This is a genomic window from Kribbella sp. NBC_01510, assembly GCF_045040325.1.
GTDB lineage: Bacteria > Actinomycetota > Actinomycetes > Propionibacteriales > Kribbellaceae > Kribbella.
The window spans coordinates 3,048,510-3,064,759 of the sequence record NZ_CP109418.1 but is presented as its reverse complement, the minus strand read 5'-3'; the positions used below and the strand labels follow the sequence as shown (position 1 = coordinate 3,064,759).

At 68.1% G+C, this 16,250-nt stretch carries 11 protein-coding genes; 5 read left to right on the top strand and 6 right to left on the bottom strand.

Annotated features, from left to right (window positions below; genetic code table 11):
* The first annotated feature begins 40 nt into the window (after nt 1-40).
* Nucleotides 41-2,110, top strand: a complete 2,070-nt coding sequence (locus OG558_RS15185) for a penicillin acylase family protein (RefSeq protein ID WP_405070841.1) — start codon at nt 41-43, stop codon at nt 2,108-2,110.
* 2 nt (nt 2,111-2,112) lie between these two features.
* On the opposite strand, the gene OG558_RS15180 is transcribed toward OG558_RS15185, so the two are convergent.
* From OG558_RS15180 to glgX, 5 genes are all read right to left on the bottom strand, one after another.
* Complete coding sequence (locus OG558_RS15180) at nt 2,113-2,937, bottom strand: SAM-dependent methyltransferase (RefSeq protein WP_329483871.1); 825 nt, start codon at nt 2,935-2,937, stop codon at nt 2,113-2,115.
* 256 nt (nt 2,938-3,193) lie between these two features.
* A complete protein-coding gene (locus OG558_RS15175; RefSeq protein ID WP_329483870.1) occupies nt 3,194-3,394 on the bottom strand; it encodes a hypothetical protein in 201 nt (66 codons plus the stop codon).
* A gap of 160 nt (nt 3,395-3,554) precedes the next feature.
* Nucleotides 3,555-5,282: a malto-oligosyltrehalose trehalohydrolase gene (gene treZ / locus OG558_RS15170; protein ID WP_405070840.1), complete on the bottom strand. Its 1,728-nt coding sequence runs from the start codon at nt 5,280-5,282 to the stop codon at nt 3,555-3,557.
* Nucleotides 5,283-5,286: 4 nt separating this feature from the next.
* The gene (treY, locus tag OG558_RS15165; RefSeq protein ID WP_405070839.1) at nt 5,287-7,698 is read right to left on the bottom strand and encodes a malto-oligosyltrehalose synthase; all 2,412 of its coding nucleotides are present in this window, start codon (nt 7,696-7,698) and stop codon (nt 5,287-5,289) included.
* A complete protein-coding gene (glgX, locus tag OG558_RS15160) occupies nt 7,695-9,812 on the bottom strand; it encodes a glycogen debranching protein GlgX (RefSeq protein WP_329483867.1) in 2,118 nt (705 codons plus the stop codon). Before glgX ends, treY begins: the two co-directional genes overlap by 4 nt.
* A 768-nt stretch (nt 9,813-10,580) precedes the next feature.
* On the opposite strand from glgX, the gene OG558_RS15155 reads away from it, so the two are divergent.
* The 4 genes from OG558_RS15155 to OG558_RS15140 all read left to right on the top strand — a co-directional run bounded on the left by OG558_RS15155 (nt 10,581) and on the right by OG558_RS15140 (nt 15,958).
* Nucleotides 10,581-12,647 carry a bifunctional polysaccharide deacetylase/glycosyltransferase family 2 protein gene (locus OG558_RS15155; RefSeq protein ID WP_405070838.1) on the top strand — a complete coding sequence of 689 codons (2,067 nt, stop codon included), beginning with the start codon at nt 10,581-10,583 and terminating at the stop codon, nt 12,645-12,647.
* A gap of 174 nt (nt 12,648-12,821) precedes the next feature.
* Nucleotides 12,822-13,607, top strand: a complete 786-nt coding sequence (locus OG558_RS15150; protein WP_405070837.1) for a S1 family peptidase — start codon at nt 12,822-12,824, stop codon at nt 13,605-13,607.
* Between the two features lie 114 nt (nt 13,608-13,721).
* Entirely contained in the window at nt 13,722-15,302 is a 1,581-nt protein-coding gene (locus OG558_RS15145; RefSeq protein WP_405070836.1) for a flavin monoamine oxidase family protein, read from the top strand.
* Entirely contained in the window at nt 15,299-15,958 is a 660-nt protein-coding gene (locus OG558_RS15140; protein WP_405070835.1) for a Rid family hydrolase, read from the top strand. Before OG558_RS15145 ends, OG558_RS15140 begins: the two co-directional genes overlap by 4 nt.
* Before the next feature lie 57 nt (nt 15,959-16,015).
* Here OG558_RS15140 and OG558_RS15135 read toward each other — a convergent pair whose 3' ends face one another.
* Complete coding sequence (locus OG558_RS15135; RefSeq protein WP_329483861.1) at nt 16,016-16,240, bottom strand: hypothetical protein; 225 nt, start codon at nt 16,238-16,240, stop codon at nt 16,016-16,018.
* Nucleotides 16,241-16,250: the final 10 nt, after the last annotated feature.

The window sequence follows — 16,250 nt, the reverse complement described above, 5'->3', positions numbered from 1 at the left end:
TGTCTGGTAGCAGGCTCACCTGACTGAAACGAGGACCGCTGTGAATGCGAGGGTGTTCCGGGACACGTACGGCGTACCACACCTGCAAGCCGGAGACCCCCTTGCCCTCGTGTACCTGCAAGGCATCAACGTCGCTCGCGACCGGGCCTGGCAGATCGAGTTCGAGCGGCGGCGCTACCTCGGGACGAGTGCGGCGTTCCTCGGTCCCGAGGCGGCGGCGTGGGACGTGTTCGCCCGGCAGGCCCGGCTCGCCGATACCGCGCGGCGCTGCTTCGAGGCGCTCGACGACGAGACGCGGGAGTGGATCACGGCGTACGTCGACGGCGTCAACCACGCGCTTCCAGGTGGAGCCCGGCGCGCCCCGGAGTTCGCCGAGACCGGGCTGACGCTGCAGGAGTGGGAGCCGTGGACGCCACTCGGGATCTGGCTGGCGGTGCATGTCCTGTTCGCCGGGTTCCCCTCGAAGTTGTGGCGGACACACGTCGCCCGGCATCTCGGCGACGAAGCGCTCGAGCTGTTCAGCTCGGAAGGGCCGCACACGTCCGGGAGCAACGGCTGGCTGATCCCCGGCTCGCTCACCACCTCCGGCCAGGCGATCGTCGCCGGCGACCCGCACCGGTACATCGAGAGCCCGGGCGTCTACCAGCAGATCCAACTGACCTGCCCCGAGTACGACGTCCTCGGGCTGGCCGTCCCCGGCATCCCGGGTCTCGCCCACTTCGGCCACACCGGAATGGTCGCGTGGGCCATCACCAACGCCATGGCCGACTACCAGGACCTGTACGCCGAACAACTCCGCCGCACCGGATCCGGCGTGGAGGCCCTCGGCCCGGAGGGCTGGACTGCGTGCGCCGTGCACACCGAGGTGGTCGAGGTCAGTGGGGCCGACCCGATCGAGGTGGACGTGATCGAGACCGACCGCGGTCCGATCATCTCGGACGGAATCAGTCTGAGGTATCCGCCCCGGGTGACCAGCCGACTGGGTTTCGAAGTACTGCCGAAGTTGCTCCGAGCAACAACCGTGGACGATGTCGATGCCGCCTTCGAGCAGTGGGTGGAGCCGGTCAACGTGGTCTTGGCGGCAGACACCGCCGGTGGTTTGCTGCATCGGACGGCCGGGATGGTTCCGCGCCGGCACGAGAGCAACCGGCTGCGCGTCGTACCGGCGTGGGAGGCCGAGCACCAGTGGGACGGCTGGCACGATCCGATGCCGCGGGCAACTGTCGACGGGCCGGCCGTGATGGCGAACGCGCGTGAGCTCGCGGCACCGCTGGGCGTCGAGTTCGCCACCCCGCACCGGTCCCGCCGGATCCGGGAGCTCCTCGCCTCCCGGCCCACGTGGTCGGTCGGCGAGATGCCGGACATCCACACCGACACCTTCCTCGGATCCGCCGGATCGATCCTGGATCTCCTGCCCGGCCTGGAGAATCTCTCCGAACAAGCCGTTGCCCTGCGCACCGAGTTGCTCGGCTGGGATCGCCGGATGGACGCCGCGAGTACGACGGCCTCGTCGTACGCCGCACTCCGCAAGGCGCTCGTCTCCCGGCTGACCGACCACTTCACGATGCTCGAGGACGCCCACTGCGCGGAGGTGTTCACGCCGTGGATGGACACCCTCACGCACGTCTCGTTCGCGCTGGAGAACCTGATCGCGACCGACCTGCTCCCGGACGTCAACGTCGGCTGGCTGGCCCGGGAAGCGCTCGAGGAAGTGGCCGCCCGCAAGGCCAGGCCGCCGTGGGGTGAGACGCATCAGCTGTCGCCGCTGCATGCGTTGCGCGGTCCGGTGTTCGCGCCGGACGAGGAGCCGTTCGATCTCGGGGTGTCCGGCGACCACCACTGCGTGATGTCGACGTCAAGCCTTCCCGGCCTGACCGACGTGTGCATCCGCGGGTCCGCGGCCCGCTATGCCTTCGATCTCGCGGATCGCTCGGCGAGTGGATGGGTCGTGCCGTTGGGCGCGTCCGGCGTACTCGGGGATCCGCATCATCACGATCAGCTCCCGTTGTGGCAGCGCGGTGAACTGGCTCCGGTCGAGGGCTCACTCACCCGCGAGGACGACGAGGACGGCGCAGTTCGCCTTCCTCACCCGGGCACAGTTCCTGGGTGAGGTCAGTCCTTGACCGCGAGGACGGCGGCGATGAGCCGCTGCCAGTCGGAGAGCTCGTCCGGCGCGTCCGGGTTGCGCCACTGGACGGCCGGGACCAGGCCGGGCTCGACGACGGTGAAGCCGTCGCCGTAGAGCGCGAGGATCTGCTCGTCGGTGCGCCAGCGGCCGCGACCCAGCGACCCCTGCAGCACCTGCTCCAACTCCTGGCTGCGCGGGTCGTTCTCGCTGCGGAAGTGGCTGATGAAGACGTAGCTGCCGGACGGGATCCGGTCGTACCAGAACCGGACCAGGCCGGCCGGGTCCTCGTCGTCGTTCACGTGGTGCAGGGTCGCGCTGAAGATCACCCCGACCGGCTGCGTGAAGTCGATCAGCCGCTGGGTCTCCTCGTGGTCGAAGATCGCCTTCGGGTCGCGCAGGTCGGCCTGGATGACGCTGGTGTTGTCGTTCTCGGCGAGCAGCGCGCGGCCGTGGGCGAGCACGATCGGGTCGTTGTCGACGTACACGACCTTCGCATCGGGGGCGTACCGCTGGGCGACCTGGTGGACGTTGTCCGCGGTCGGCAGCCCGCTGCCCAGGTCGACGAACTGCCGGACCGGCGTGTTCGAGACGATCTCGCGCACCGCACGGATCAGGGCGCCCCGGTTGTCGGGCGCGATCTGCCGGGAGCCGGGCAGGTCCGTGATGAACTTGTCCCCGAACGCCCGGTCGACGGCGAAGTTGTCCTTGCCTCCGAGCAGGTAGTCGTACGTGCGAGCGATACTCGGCTTGCTCACGTCGAATCCGGGGAACGGCGGCTTCTCCGGAACCTGCTCGTTTGCATCGGCCATCGCGGCAGTCCTTCCGATCCGGTGGTGACAGCAGTCACTCTATGCGACCCCCGAACGGCCTCGCGCGCGACCCCGGCCAGTCTTTGCCGAGCTTTGTGCTACTGACCGGTTCCCGAACGCGGGTCAGCCGGGTCAGGGCTCGGTGTGGTGGCCGGGCAGGCCGCAGCGGCCGTCGGGTTCCGGCTCGACGGCCGCTGTGGTGGTGCTGATCGAATGAGTGCGGTGACCTGATCTGGCGGGTCCTGCCACCGTTCTCTCAGCCGAGGACGGTCTTGGGCTTGTCGTGCTCGCGGCCGGCCGGATGGCGCTCGCGAGGTGGCGGCTCGTGCAGCGTGTGGTCCGCGGTCCGTGGGGCCGGGCACACCGGGCCCCGGCGGATCGGTCCGCCGCCCAGCCGCCGGCTCTTCCACTGCTTCTCTTCGTAGTCGTAGTAGGTATCGACGCCTCCGATAGTCACTCAGATCCTCCCGTCTACCCCCCGGCTTCCCCTGCTGGCGATTCCACGTTGCGTCACGGGACGCGTGCGCACAAGCGATTCCGGAAATCACCATCGATCAACAGGCTCGAACGCCAGGTTCTGTTGGATTGCGCCGGAATTGGGGGGCCGTTGGTAATTCTCAGACCGCGACGATCGCAACGCCGTGACCCGGCAACCGGACACCGCCGGTGACCAGCTCCCCGGCGCCGAAGGCCATCACCAGGTACTCCGGGACCTCGTCGACCGGCACCACGGCCCCGGCCGCGGCCAGATTCACCACCACGCGCAGGCTGCCGCGTGCCACGACCAGCCAGTCCCCGCCGGGATCGAACGAGATGCCGACCGAGTCCAGCCGGTCGTTGCGCAGCTCCGGCATCCGCGCGCGGAACGCGAGCAGGTGGCGATACCAGGCGAGCAGCTCGTGGTGCGGTGAGTCGTCGAGCTCGGACCAGTCCAGCACCGAACTTCGCCACGTCTGCGGGTCCTGCGGATCCGGGATCTCGTCCGCGGTCCAGCCGTGCGCCGCGAACTCGCGCCGGCGGCCGGTCCGGACCGCCTCGCCGAGGGCCGGCTCGTCGAAGTCGGTGAAGAAGCGCCACGGCGTCGAGGCGCCCCACTCCTCCCCCATGAACAGCATCGGGGTGTACGGCGAAGTGACCACGAGCGCGGCGCCGATCGCGAGCTGGCCCGGCGTGAGCGCGGGTCGATCACCGAGCGCGCGGTTGCCGATCTGGTCATGGTTCGACGTATAGGCGAGGAACTCGGCACCGCGGTGCCTCGCCGGGTCGACCGGCCGCCCCCAGTCCTTCCCGCGGAACGTCGAGTACGAGCCGTCGTGCCGGAACACCTGCGTCAGCGTCTTCGCGAACACGGCCGGGTCCCCGAAGTCCACGTAGTACCCGAAGCGCTCGCCGGTCAGCAGGCTGTGCAGCGCGTGGTGGAAGTCGTCGCTCCACTGCGCGGTCATCCCCAGACCGCCGTCGACCACCGGCTCGACGACGCGTGGGTCGTTCAGATCGGACTCGGCGACCAGTCCGAGTGGCCGACCGAGTTCTTCGGACAGCTCCTCGGTCTCGAGCGACAGCTGTGCCAGCAGGTGCACCGGGCTGTCGTCGACCAGCGCATGGACGGCGTCCAGCCGCAAGGCATCGACGTGGAACGATTGGAACCACCGCAGTGCGTTGTCACACACCCAGCGGCGTACCTCGGTGCTGTGGGTGTCGTCGAGGTTGACCGCCGGACCCCAGGGCGTCGTGTGCCGGTCGGTGAAGTACGGACCGAAGCCGGCCAGGTGGTTGCCACTCGGACCGAGGTGGTTGTAGATCACGTCCAGACACACGGCCAGTCCGGCGTCGTGGCATCGGTCGACGAACCGCTGCAACGCTTCCGGCCCGCCGTACGGCTCGTGAACCGCGTAGAGGTGGACACCGTCGTACCCCCAGCCGTGGCGACCTGGGAACGCGGCGACCGGCATCAGCGAGACCACCTCGATGCCCAGAACCACCAGGTAATCCAGGTGCTCGGCGGCTGCGTCCAGCGTGCCTTCCGGCGTGAACGTCCCGATGTGCAGCTCGTAGAAGACCGAGCCGCGCACATCCCGGCCGATCCAGTCCTCGTCCGTCCAGCCGAAGCGGTCCGCGTCGAAGACCCGGCTGAAGCCGTGAACGCCGTCGGGCTGCCACGGGCTGCGTGGATCCGGCAGCGGCTCGCTTCCGTCGATCGAGAACGCGTAGTCGGTGCCGTGGTGAGCCTCGACCACCTTCCGCTTCCACCAGCCGTCGGCGGCCGGGCGCAGGGGCAGTACGCCGTCCCGCAGGACCAGGTCGACCGACGACGCGGCCGGTGCCCACACGGTGAAGGTGTGCATGACATCAGCTCCAGACACGCCCTAGTAGGGCCACCGGGAGGTTCTCCAGCAGCTCGTGGATCCGGGCTGCTCCACTACCCACCTCGTGGCCGGTCAACACGTTCTTCCACTGGCCACTCGGCAGCACCACCGTGCTGTCGCCCCAACCGCCGAGCCGATGCAGTGCCGCGGGCAGCCGGGTCGCCACCGTGATGACCGCGTCGCCACGAGCGAAGGCGACCGCGTGACCGTTGGATGTCGGGAGCGGGGTGTAGCTGCCGGCGAAGGCCTCCGGGTACTGCCGGCGAAGGCGGAGCGCTCGCGAGGTGACGAGCAGCTTCTCGTCGGACAGGTCGTCCGGCTTGGCACCGTCGTCCAGGCGCCGCAACCGGTCGATCCGGTGCTGGTAGTCCACGGGCCGCCGGTTGTCCGGGTCCACGAGGGACAGGTCGACCAGTTCCGTGCCCTGATAGACATCCGGTACGCCGGGCATCGTGAGCTGCACGAGCTTCTGGCCGAGCGTGGCCGCCCGGACGAACTCGGTCTGCCGTGCGGCAAAGCGCCGTACCGACTCCAGCACCGCGGCGTCGGTGAGGACGGCACTCGCGAAGGCGGCGACGGCCTGTTCGTACTCCTCGTCCGGGGAGGTCCAGGTGGTGTGGCGCTTGGCTTCGCGGATCGCCTTGAGCAGATACGCCTGCAGCCGGTCCTCAGGCAGCGGTCCGTCGTCCCAGGTGCCGAAGAGGGTCTGCCAGAACAGGTACTCCGTGCTCCCGTCCAGCACCGGGCTCCGGTGGTCCTCCGACAACCGCCACCACTCGCGGACCGCCTCGGACCACGCAGCGGGCTGCTCGGACAGCACACCGAGGCGCGCACGCACATCCTCGGATCGCTTGGTGTCATGAGTGGACAGCGTGGTCATCGTCTTCGGCCAGTGCTGGTTCAGCCGGGCCGCGAACGCGTGGAACTCCTCCGGTGTCACGCCGAAGTGCTCTGGATCCCCACCGACCTCGTTCAGCGACGTGAGCCGGAACCACCGGTAGAACGCGGTGTCCTCGACCCCCTTGGCCATCACTGGCCCACACGTCTGCTGGAACCGAACGATCAGCTCGTGCCGCGCGTGCTCGTCGATCCGGCTCGCCGTCCCGGTCTCCTTGCCGAGCAGCAGCTGCAGTACGACGTCCAGCGTCTCCTGGCGGTCGTCGTCCAGGTTCTGCCGGGCTTTCCCGGCCGCGCGCTCCAGAGCGTCGATCGCGGTCGGCGCCGGCTGTTCCCCTGGTACGACGTACGCCCGGTAGACGTCGAAGTGGACGAGCAGCTCGACGACCACCTCGTGGAACGCACGGCGCGTGTGATCGCGCAGTCGTACGTCGTCCTGACAGATGCGGGCGAGCAACTCCACCAGCCGATGCACTTCGGCGTACTGCCCGTGCTTGACGACCTCTCGCTTCGCCTCCTCCACGACCGGGCCGAAGTCGGCAGGTGCGCCGGTGAGTTCGGAGTGCAAGGCCGCAAGCGGTGCGGCACCGGCCGGGTCGACGAAGAGGCCGCCAACCCGGAGCAGAGCGTCGTACCCGGTGGTGCCGGCGCAGGGCCAGTCGTGGGGAAGTTCTTCGGTACCTTCGAGGATCTTCTCGACCACGACCCACGCACCGCCGGTGCGCTCGGCCAGCCGACGGAGGTAGCCGCGCGGGTCGGCCAGACCGTCCGGATGGTCGATGCGGAAGCCGTTGAGCTTGCCCTCGTGCAGCAGTGCCAGCAGCAGCTCGTGCGTCGCGTCGAAGACCTCCTGTGTCTCCACGCGAACCGCAGCGAGGGTGTCGACGTCGAAGAAGCGCCGGTAGTTCAGCTCCTCGTCCGCGACCCGCCAGTGCGCGAGGCGGTACCACTGCTCGGTCACCAGCTCCGCGATCGGCAGGTTCTCAGTCCCTGGCCGGAGCGGGTACTCGTGCTCGTAGTACCGCAGTACGTCGCCATCGACCGACAGCTCGCCATCCGCCAGCACCCTGCCGATGCGCTGGCCCAGCACCGCCATCAGCAGCGGCTGGTTCCCCGAACCCCAGTCGACATCGAACCACTCAGCGTACGGCGACCCCGGCCCGTCCCGCAGCACCGACCAGAGCGCCTTGTTGAGCCGAGCCGGTGTCGGTACAGCCACATGATTGGGTACGACGTCCGCGACCGCCCCCATGCGATGATCGGCCAGCCGTGCGGCCAGCCGGTCGAACGCGGGGCGACCACCGGCCGGCTCGGACAGGCGACTGTGGTCCACCACGTCGTACCCGTGCGTGGAGCCGGGCGCGGCCTGGAGGATCGGGGACAGGTAGGCGTGCGAGATCCCGAGGCCGGACAGGTACGGGACGACCGTGGCGGCGTCGTCGAACCCGAACTCGGCGCGCAGTTGCAGCCTGTAAGTGGCCTGCGGGATCGCCGTCATCCAGCGGCCCGCCGCGGCCGGGTCAGGACCAGCATGCCGTGGGCCTCGATCCGGATGGTGCTGCCCGCGGTGTGCTCGCGTTCCTCGGCACGACCGGTCGGCCTGATGGTGTCCACCACCACGGACCACGCCTCGCCGTACTCCTTCACGGGCAGCAGGAAGTCCTGCGACTCGTAGTTGCTGTTCAGCAGGATCAGGAACGAATCGTCCACCACCGGCTCACCGCGCAGGTCCGGCTCGGAGATGGCGTCGCCGTTGAGGAAGACGGCCACCGCACGGGCGTCGTCGCGGCTCCAGTCGCCGTTCTGCATCTCCTGACCGTCGGGAGTGAACCAGACCAGGTCGCCCAGCCCGTCGACGCCCGTGTCGCCGTGGAAGAACCGGCGGCGCCGGAACACCGGGTGCTCGTTGCGTAACCGGACCAGCTCGCCGGTGAACTCCAGCAGGTCCTGCTGCTCCTCGGTGAGATCCCAGTTCACCCAGGCGAGCTCGTTGTCCTGGCAGTAGACGTTGTTGTTGCCCGACTGGGTCCGGCCCTGCTCATCGCCGTGGGCGAGCATCGGAACGCCCTGCGAGATCAGCAACGTGGCCAGGAAGTTGCGCTGCTGCTTGGCCCGCAACGCGAGCACGGCGGCATCGTCGGTCTCGCCCTCGGCGCCGCAGTTCCACGAGCGATTGTGACTCTCGCCGTCGTTGCCGCCCTCGCCGTTGGCCTCGTTGTGCTTCTCGTTGTACGAGACGAGGTCGCGCAGCGTGAAGCCGTCGTGCGCAGTGACGAAGTTGATGCTCGCCAACGGGCGGCGGCTGTCGTCGCGGTACAGGTCCGACGAGCCGGTCAGCCGCGAGCCGAACTCGGCCAACGTGTACTTTTCGCCGCGCCAGAAGTCGCGGACGGTGTCGCGATACTTGCCGTTCCACTCGGTCCACAGCGGTGGGAAGTTGCCCACCTGATAGCCGCCGTCGCCGACGTCCCATGGCTCGGCGATCAGCTTGACCTGGCTCACCACCGGGTCCTGCTGGACCAGGTCGAAGAACGCCGACAGGCGGTCCACTTCATGGAACTGGCGCGCCAGCGTCGACGCGAGGTCGAACCGGAATCCGTCGACGTGCATCTCGGTGACCCAGTAGCGCAGCGAGTCCATGATCAGCTGCAGCACGTGCGGGTGCCGCATCAGCAGGCTGTTCCCGGTGCCGGTGGTGTCGTAGTAGTGCGACTTGGCCGAGTCCACCAGCCGGTAGTACGCCGCGTTGTCGATGCCCTTGAACGACAGCGTCGGGCCCAGCTCGTTGCCCTCGGCGGTGTGGTTGTAGACGACGTCGAGGATGACCTCGATGTCGGCCTCGTGCAGCGCCTGCACCATCGTCTTGAACTCGGTCACCTGCTGGCCGAGGCCGCCCAGCGAGGAGTAGGCGTTGTGCGGGGCGAAGAAACCGATCGTGTTGTAACCCCAGTAGTTGGACAGGCCCCGCTCCTGCAGATGCCCGTCCTGAGCGAACTGGTGCACCGGCATCAGCTCGATCGCGGTGACCCCGAGCTCCTTGAGGTGGTCGATGATCGCCGGGTGGCCGATCCCGGCGTACGTGCCACGGATCTCCTCCGGCAGCGCCGGGTGGGTCTTGGTCAGGCCCTTGACGTGCGCCTCGTAGATCACCGTCTCGTGGTAGTCGTGCCCCGGCGGGCGGTCGTTGCCCCAGTCGAAGAACGGGTTGGTGACGACCGAGAGCATGGTGTGCTCACGGTTGTCCATCGTGTTCAGCTCGTCGGGCTTGGCGAACCGGTAGCTGAAAAGTGACTCGTCACCGTCGATCTGCCCATCGATCGCTTTCGCGTAAGGATCCAGCAGCAGCTTGGACGGGTTGCACCGGTGCCCCTCGGCCGGGTTGTACGGTCCGTGCACCCGGAACCCGTACCGCTGCCCCGGCTGCACCGCCGGCAGGTACGCGTGCCAGACGAATCCGTCCACCTCGGTCAGCTGCACCAACTGTTCGGTCCCGTCGTCGCCGATCAGGGCCAGATCTACTCGCTCAGCTACCTCCGAGAACACCGCGAAGTTCGTCCCGGAGCCGTCATACGTGGCTCCAAGGGGATAAGGGCGGCCAGGCCATTTCTGCACCTGATGACAGTAGCCACCCCGACCCCCGGTCGCGGCATGGTGGGGTGGTTTGCGCGAGAATTCATCCCGGTGCGTCGCACCGCAACTACGCTCAGGCGGTGTTGCGTAAAGGGCTCCGGAGTACTTCCGTCAAGGACTGCCGTGACCCGCGGGTAATCGGTAAGATCTCGGCCTTGTGAAATCGCCCTCCGTCCGGCGTCCAGTGTTCCTGGATTCGACCGGGCAACGTCGTCGCCTTCTCCGCCGCGCAGGAGCCTTCCTCGCTGTACCCATCGTCGGCTATCTCATCCTGATGAGCAGCAGCCTGCTGGGCGGGCCTCGCCTGGACACACCGCTGGTTCCGCTACCCGAAGCGGCCACGAAGCCCAAGCATCGGCCGCAGACTACGCCACCACCCGCCGCCATTCAAACGATCGAATCATCTCCGACCCCGGTCGGAGCGAACGAGCCGAGCAACACGCCTGGGACCACGCCCACCGCCACCGCAACCGTCGTCCCGACGACCCCAGGCGCCGTCCCCTCGACTCCGGGCGTCGTACCTGTGACACCGCCTGTTGTGCCGACCACTCACACCACAGGTTCACCCACCGTGCCACCCGGTGCGCCGACGACGGTGCCGACCCTGACACCGACGCCGACAACCGGGCAGAACGGCAACAAGCCGACGACGCCTCCTGGTCAGACGAAGACGCCCGGCAAGCCGTGAGTAGGCCGGCAGCACGCCGTGCCAAACAGGTCCCGTTGCGGTCGCACTGGTTCGTTCTGACGATGCTGCTCGTCTGCCTCGCGACCATGCTGCTCCTCAACGGCTACACGCATCACATGTACGGCGCGGAGCCCGACGGTGCGGTCAGGTCACCAGGCAAGGTCGGCGGAGCGCCACCGACGATCGTCAAGGGCGGGCCGGTCATCGACGCCGGGGAGGGACAGCCGAGGTCGGCGTCACCGAAGCCCCGCACCATCGCGCTCACCTTCGACGACGGACCGGATCCCGTCTGGACACCCAAGATCCTCGACCTGCTGAAAGCCCAGAAAGTGCATGCGACGTTCTTCGTTGTCGGCACCGAGATCGCTGCCCACCCGGCACTGGCCCGGCGAATTGTTGCTGAGGGCCACCAAATCGCCGTGCACACCTTCACGCACGCGAATCTGACCACTGTGGCAGGCTGGCGCCGGGACATGGAGCTGCGACAGAGCCAGTCGATCCTGGCCGGTGCCACCGGAGTCACCACGACGCTACTCCGGCCGCCGTACTCGTCCGAGCCAGCTGAGCTGACCGACCGCGACTGGGAGAGCATCGAGGCCACCCGCAAGGCCGGTTATCTGACCGTGCTGACCACTCAGGACAGCGAGGACTGGCGTAAACCGGGTACGACGCAGATCATCGCCAACTCGATGCCGCGGAGCAGTGCCGGACAGGTGCTGCTGATGCACGACGCCGGTGGTGACCGCAGCGAGACCGTCGAGGCGCTGTCGAAACTCGTTCCGAGGCTCAAGGCGCGCGGGTTCCGCTTCGCGACCGTCAGCGACGCCGTCGGCCTGCCGGACCCGACGCGGAAGGCCGGGCTGCTGGACCGCGGCCGCGGACTCGCGGTGATCTGGGCGATGTGGTTGAGCGACTTCGTCCTGAAGCTCCTCACCTGGCTGCTGTACGCCGCTGGTGCGCTGGCCGTGTTGCGGGCGATCACCACGCTGATCGCGGCGCGGCGTCATGCCCGGATGCGGGACTGGTTGTACGGTCCGCCGGTGACCGAACCGGTCAGTGTGATCGTCCCCGCGTACAACGAGAGCGCGGGGATCGAGGCCGCGATCAGATCGCTGGTGGCGTCGGACCATCCGCTCGAGGTGATCGTGGTCGACGACGGTTCGACCGACGGTACGGCGGATCTCGTCGAGTCGCTGCGGATCCCCGGAGTCCGGGTCATCCGGCAGGCCAACGCCGGCAAGCCGATCGCACTCAACACCGGCATGCGGGCGGCCCGGTTCGACCTGATCGTCATGGTCGACGGAGACACGGTGTTCGAGCCGGACGCCGTGCGGATGCTCATCCAGCCGTTCGGACATCCGGCCGTCGGTGCGGTGTCCGGCAACGCCAAGGTGGGCAACCGTGGCGGGCTGCTCGGTCGCTGGCAGCACATCGAGTACGTGATCGGGTTCAACCTGGACCGGCGGCTGTTCGACCTGGCCGAGTGCATGCCCACGGTGCCCGGTGCGGTCGGCGGGTTCCGTCGTACGGCGCTGGAGCGGATCGGTGGACTGAGCGACGTGACGCTCGCGGAGGACACCGACCTGACGATGGCGTTGTGCCGGGACGGGTGGCGCGTGGTCTACGAGGAGCGCGCGGTGGCGTGGACGGAGGCGCCGGCGTCACTGGATGCGCTGTGGCGGCAGCGGTATCGCTGGTGCTACGGCACGATCCAGGCGATGTGGAAGCACCGCGGCGCGTGGGTGCAGCGGGGCCAGGCCGGGAAGTTCGGCCGGCGCGGACTGACCTACCTGCTGCTCTTCCAGGTACTCCTGCCGCTGCTCGCACCGGTGGTCGACGTGTTCTCGCTCTATGGCCTGGTGTTCCTCGACCCTGTCCGGGTGCTGCTGGTCTGGCTCGGCTTCCTCGTCGTGCAAATGGGCATGGGCCTGTATGCGTTCCGCCTGGACGGCGAGCGGGCGGGGCCGTTGTGGACCCTCCCGCTACAGCAGTTCGTCTACCGGCAACTGATGTACCTGGTGGTCATCCAGTCCGTCTTCACCGCACTGGCCGGGACCCGGCTGCGCTGGCAAAGAATGGAACGCTACGGAAGTCTGCAAGCCCCGGCGAGCACCGAAGGTTTTCCCTAGACCGCCGGAGAAAGCGCGGCGATCGCTTCCGCAGCAAGGAAGTTCTTGCGCAGTATCCGGGCATAACTCCCTGAGACGTGGTCACCCCGGCATGCGTGGCCGGGGTGACCACTTTGCACGTCTGATCGAGGTCACCTGACGCATCCGGATCGTCACGTGGAGTAGGTTCGGCGCATGCTGAAACGGGCCGCAGTTCTTGCCAGTGCTCTTCTGCTTGTCACGGCGGGGTCGGTGGCCGCGTCGACGGACAAGCCGTTCGTCGTCGGGGGGACGCTGGCAAGTGTGAGCGAGGCGCCGTGGGCGGTGTCGCTCGCGAACACGGCGGCCGCCGGGGCGACCGGGCGGTGGTGTGGTGCGGTGCTCGTGCGGCCGGACAAGCTCGTCACCGCCGCGCACTGCATGATCAAGCCGCTGTCGACGTACGTCGCTGTCCAAGGGCGGGCCGATCTCAGCGATGACAGCACCGGGCAGGTGTCCGGGATCAGCAAGGTGTGGATCCATCCCGGGTACAACACGAAGAACAACCGCAACGACTTCGCCGTACTCACGCTGTCGCGCCCCTTCACCGGTGTTCCCTTGATCCGGTTGGAGACGAATCCGAGGGCCGACCGGCACGGCGCCGTACCGACGGTCTACGGCTGGGGCGACACGGCCGGCACCGGGCCGGACGACACCCTGCAGAAGCTGGCCGTCCCCGACCTCGGCGACAGCACCTGCCTGGCCAACAAGGAGTACGTCGCCCACGGGTACGCCGCCGCCTCGAACATCTGCGCCGGCTACCTCGACGGCACCGCCGACTCCTGCCAGGGCGACTCCGGCGGACCCCTGGTCCTCAACGGCCGCCTGCTCGGCGTCGTGTCCTGGGGCAAGGGCTGCGCGGAGCCCGGATTTCCTGGTGTTTACGCGGAAATCGCGCCCGTCGTCAAGGCCCTGCGGGCACAGTTCCAACAGGTTCGTTAAGCCGAAACATACCTGTCAGTACCGGTCTCAGGTCGTCACCGCCCGGACACACTCCGAAAACACCAGGTCCTTACCTTTCTGGTCAGCTACCCCGTTGCCCAGTGAGGAGAAGGCATGGCGCAGACCAGACGTCAGTTCCTGCAACAGGTCGGTATCACCGGCGGAGCCGGTGTCCTGTACTCCACGATGTCGGCGCTCGGTCTCACGAGTGCCGCCGAGACTCCCGCGTACGCCGCTCCGTCGCGGGCTGACCTGCACGGCCGCGACAGCAAGCACGTCGTCGTCCTCGGTGCCGGGATCTCCGGTCTGACCTCGGCGTACGAACTGCTCAAGGCCGGCTACAAGGTCACGCTGCTGGAAGCCCGCAATCGGCCCGGCGGCCGCAACTGGACGGTCCGCGGCGGCACCGTGGAGACCGACCTGGCCGGCAACACCCAGCGGGCGACGTTCTCGTCCGGCCAGTACATGAACGCAGGCCCGGGCCGTCTTCCACAGCACCACCTGACGCTGGAGTACTGCCGTGAACTCGGCGTCGCGATCGAACCGTTCGTCAACCAGAACGCCGACGCGTATCTCTACCGCGAGGGCACCACAGCCCTGTCCAGCAAGGCGATCCGGCACCGTACCGCCAAGGCGGACGTCTATGGCTATGTCGCCGAACTGCTTGCCACAGCCACCGACCAGGGCGCGCTCGACAGTCTGCTGACGCAGGCCGACAAGGACGCGCTGATCGGGTTCCTCAGTAGCTTCGGCTCGATCGGGAACAAGGCGGCCGGCTTCGCCTACAGCGGCACCGACGGCCGTCGTGGCTACGTCGTCGAACCGGGAGCCGGGCTGGAGGGCGGGACGACGGCCGCGCCGTACCCGCTGAGCGATGTCTTCGCGAGTGGGGTCGGCAACTATTTCTCGTTCGAGTTCGGCTGGGACCAGGCGATGATGATGTTCCAGCCGGTCGGCGGGATGGACCGGATCCCGTACGCCTTCGAGAAGGCGATCGGCCGGGAGAAGATCAGCTATGGCGCCGAGGTGACCGGGCTGCGCAACACCGGCGCCGGCGTCGAGGTCACGTACACGACCGGGACGCGGACCCGGACGGTCACCGCGGACTACGCCATCTGCACGCTGCCGCCGCACCTGGCCGCCAAGGTCCCGTCGAACCTGCCGGCGCCGATCATCGAGGCGCTGAAGTATGCGCGTCCGACGAATGCGGGCAAGATCGGTATCGAGTACGGCCGGCGCTGGTGGGAGGAGGACCACAAGATCTACGGCGGTATCACCAACAGCTCTCTCGACACGGTCAACACCTGGTACCCGTCGACCGGCTTCCACGGCCAACGCGGCACTGTCATCGGCTACTACAACACCGGCTCGAACGCCAACGCGTACGGCGCTCTGACGCCGGCGGCCCGGCTCGAACGAGCCCTGATGCAGGGCGCCAAGATGCACGGAGACGTGTACACCAAGGACGTCAAGGCGGCGTTCTCGGTGAACTGGCTCGGCACCAAGTACTCCGAGGCGTCCTGGGTCAGCTGGCCGTCCCAGACCGACGGGATCTACGCCCGGCTGCTCGATGCCACCGGCAACATCTACTTCGCCGGCGACCACCTGTCCCACACCATCGCCTGGCAGCACGGCGCGATCGTGTCCGCCCGCGCAACCGTGACCGCACTGCACACCCGGGTGACAAGCCGATGAGGAAACGCGCGGTGCTCGCCGGTATCGCCGTCGTCGCCCTGTCCTTCGGTGGCGGCGCGACGACGGCCGCCGGATGGTGGGACAAACCCAAGCCGCCGAAGCCCGGCACCGTCGTACCGGCTCTGCCGGCCGGTCAGTCCAACCCGATGATTGCCAGCGGTGTCGGCATCGGCGCCAACACCCCCGTCTACAAGACCAGCGGGATCGGCCCGACGGCACTCAACACGGGCGCTCCGGCCGGCTCGGAAGCGTCGTACGTCGACACCGTCGTGTTCCCCGGCGGCACGCTCCCCGCGGGCGTCACCATCACCGAGGCCCAAGGCATCAACGTCCTCCGCCGCATCGGCGAGAACCTGCAAGCCGCGGGCCTGTCCTACGCCGACGTCTACACGATGCGCGTCTTCCTGCAGAACCCGTCCGGCGCGGCCACCGCCGACTTCGCCGGCTGGAACCGCGCCTACCGCCAGTACTTCGCCAACACCGACCTCACCACCGGTCAGTACGTCCCCGTCCCCCTCGGTACGGCTCCACCCGCCAAACCGTTCGTGGTCAACAAGGTCAGGCCGTCACGCTTCGCCCTGGAGATCGAGAACCTGCCGGTGAACGGCTGGCTGGTCGAGGTCGAAGTCGACGCGGCCTACCCCACCAAGCGCTGAACGGATCCGGATGCCCTGGCGAGCCGACGCCAGGGCATCCGGCCGCAATCACCGCGGTTACAGGACCGCGCCTCGTGGCGCGATCTCCACGGCGGCGACTCCGCGCGCGTACAGGACGAGAAGCCGGTCGCCATGTCTGCACCGAAGCATGCCGCCATCGCTCGCGAGGGCGGCGACAGCGTGCTCGACAACTTCGTCATCATCGGCCGCAGCGGACTCCTCATAGGTGACATCGAGGTGGTCACCGCTCGTCAGCCGGACCCGCAACACAACGCTCGCCATCTTCGTAGCC

Excerpts from the sequence above, each read along its gene's own strand:
- OG558_RS15180 (WP_329483871.1), bottom strand. The coding sequence starts at position 2,937 with ATGGCCGATGCAAACGAGCAGGTTCCGGAGAAGCCGCCGTTCCCCGGA.
- treZ (WP_405070840.1), bottom strand. The coding sequence starts at position 5,282 with ATGCACACCTTCACCGTGTGGGCACCGGCCGCGTCGTCGGTCGACCTG.
- treY (WP_405070839.1), bottom strand. The coding sequence starts at position 7,698 with ATGACGGCGATCCCGCAGGCCACTTACAGGCTGCAACTGCGCGCCGAG.
- OG558_RS15155 (WP_405070838.1), top strand. The coding sequence starts at position 10,581 with ATGCTGCTCGTCTGCCTCGCGACCATGCTGCTCCTCAACGGCTACACG.
- OG558_RS15150 (WP_405070837.1), top strand. The coding sequence starts at position 12,822 with ATGCTGAAACGGGCCGCAGTTCTTGCCAGTGCTCTTCTGCTTGTCACG.
- OG558_RS15145 (WP_405070836.1), top strand. The coding sequence starts at position 13,722 with ATGGCGCAGACCAGACGTCAGTTCCTGCAACAGGTCGGTATCACCGGC.
- OG558_RS15140 (WP_405070835.1), top strand. The coding sequence starts at position 15,299 with ATGAGGAAACGCGCGGTGCTCGCCGGTATCGCCGTCGTCGCCCTGTCC.
- OG558_RS15135 (WP_329483861.1), bottom strand. The coding sequence starts at position 16,240 with ATGGCGAGCGTTGTGTTGCGGGTCCGGCTGACGAGCGGTGACCACCTC.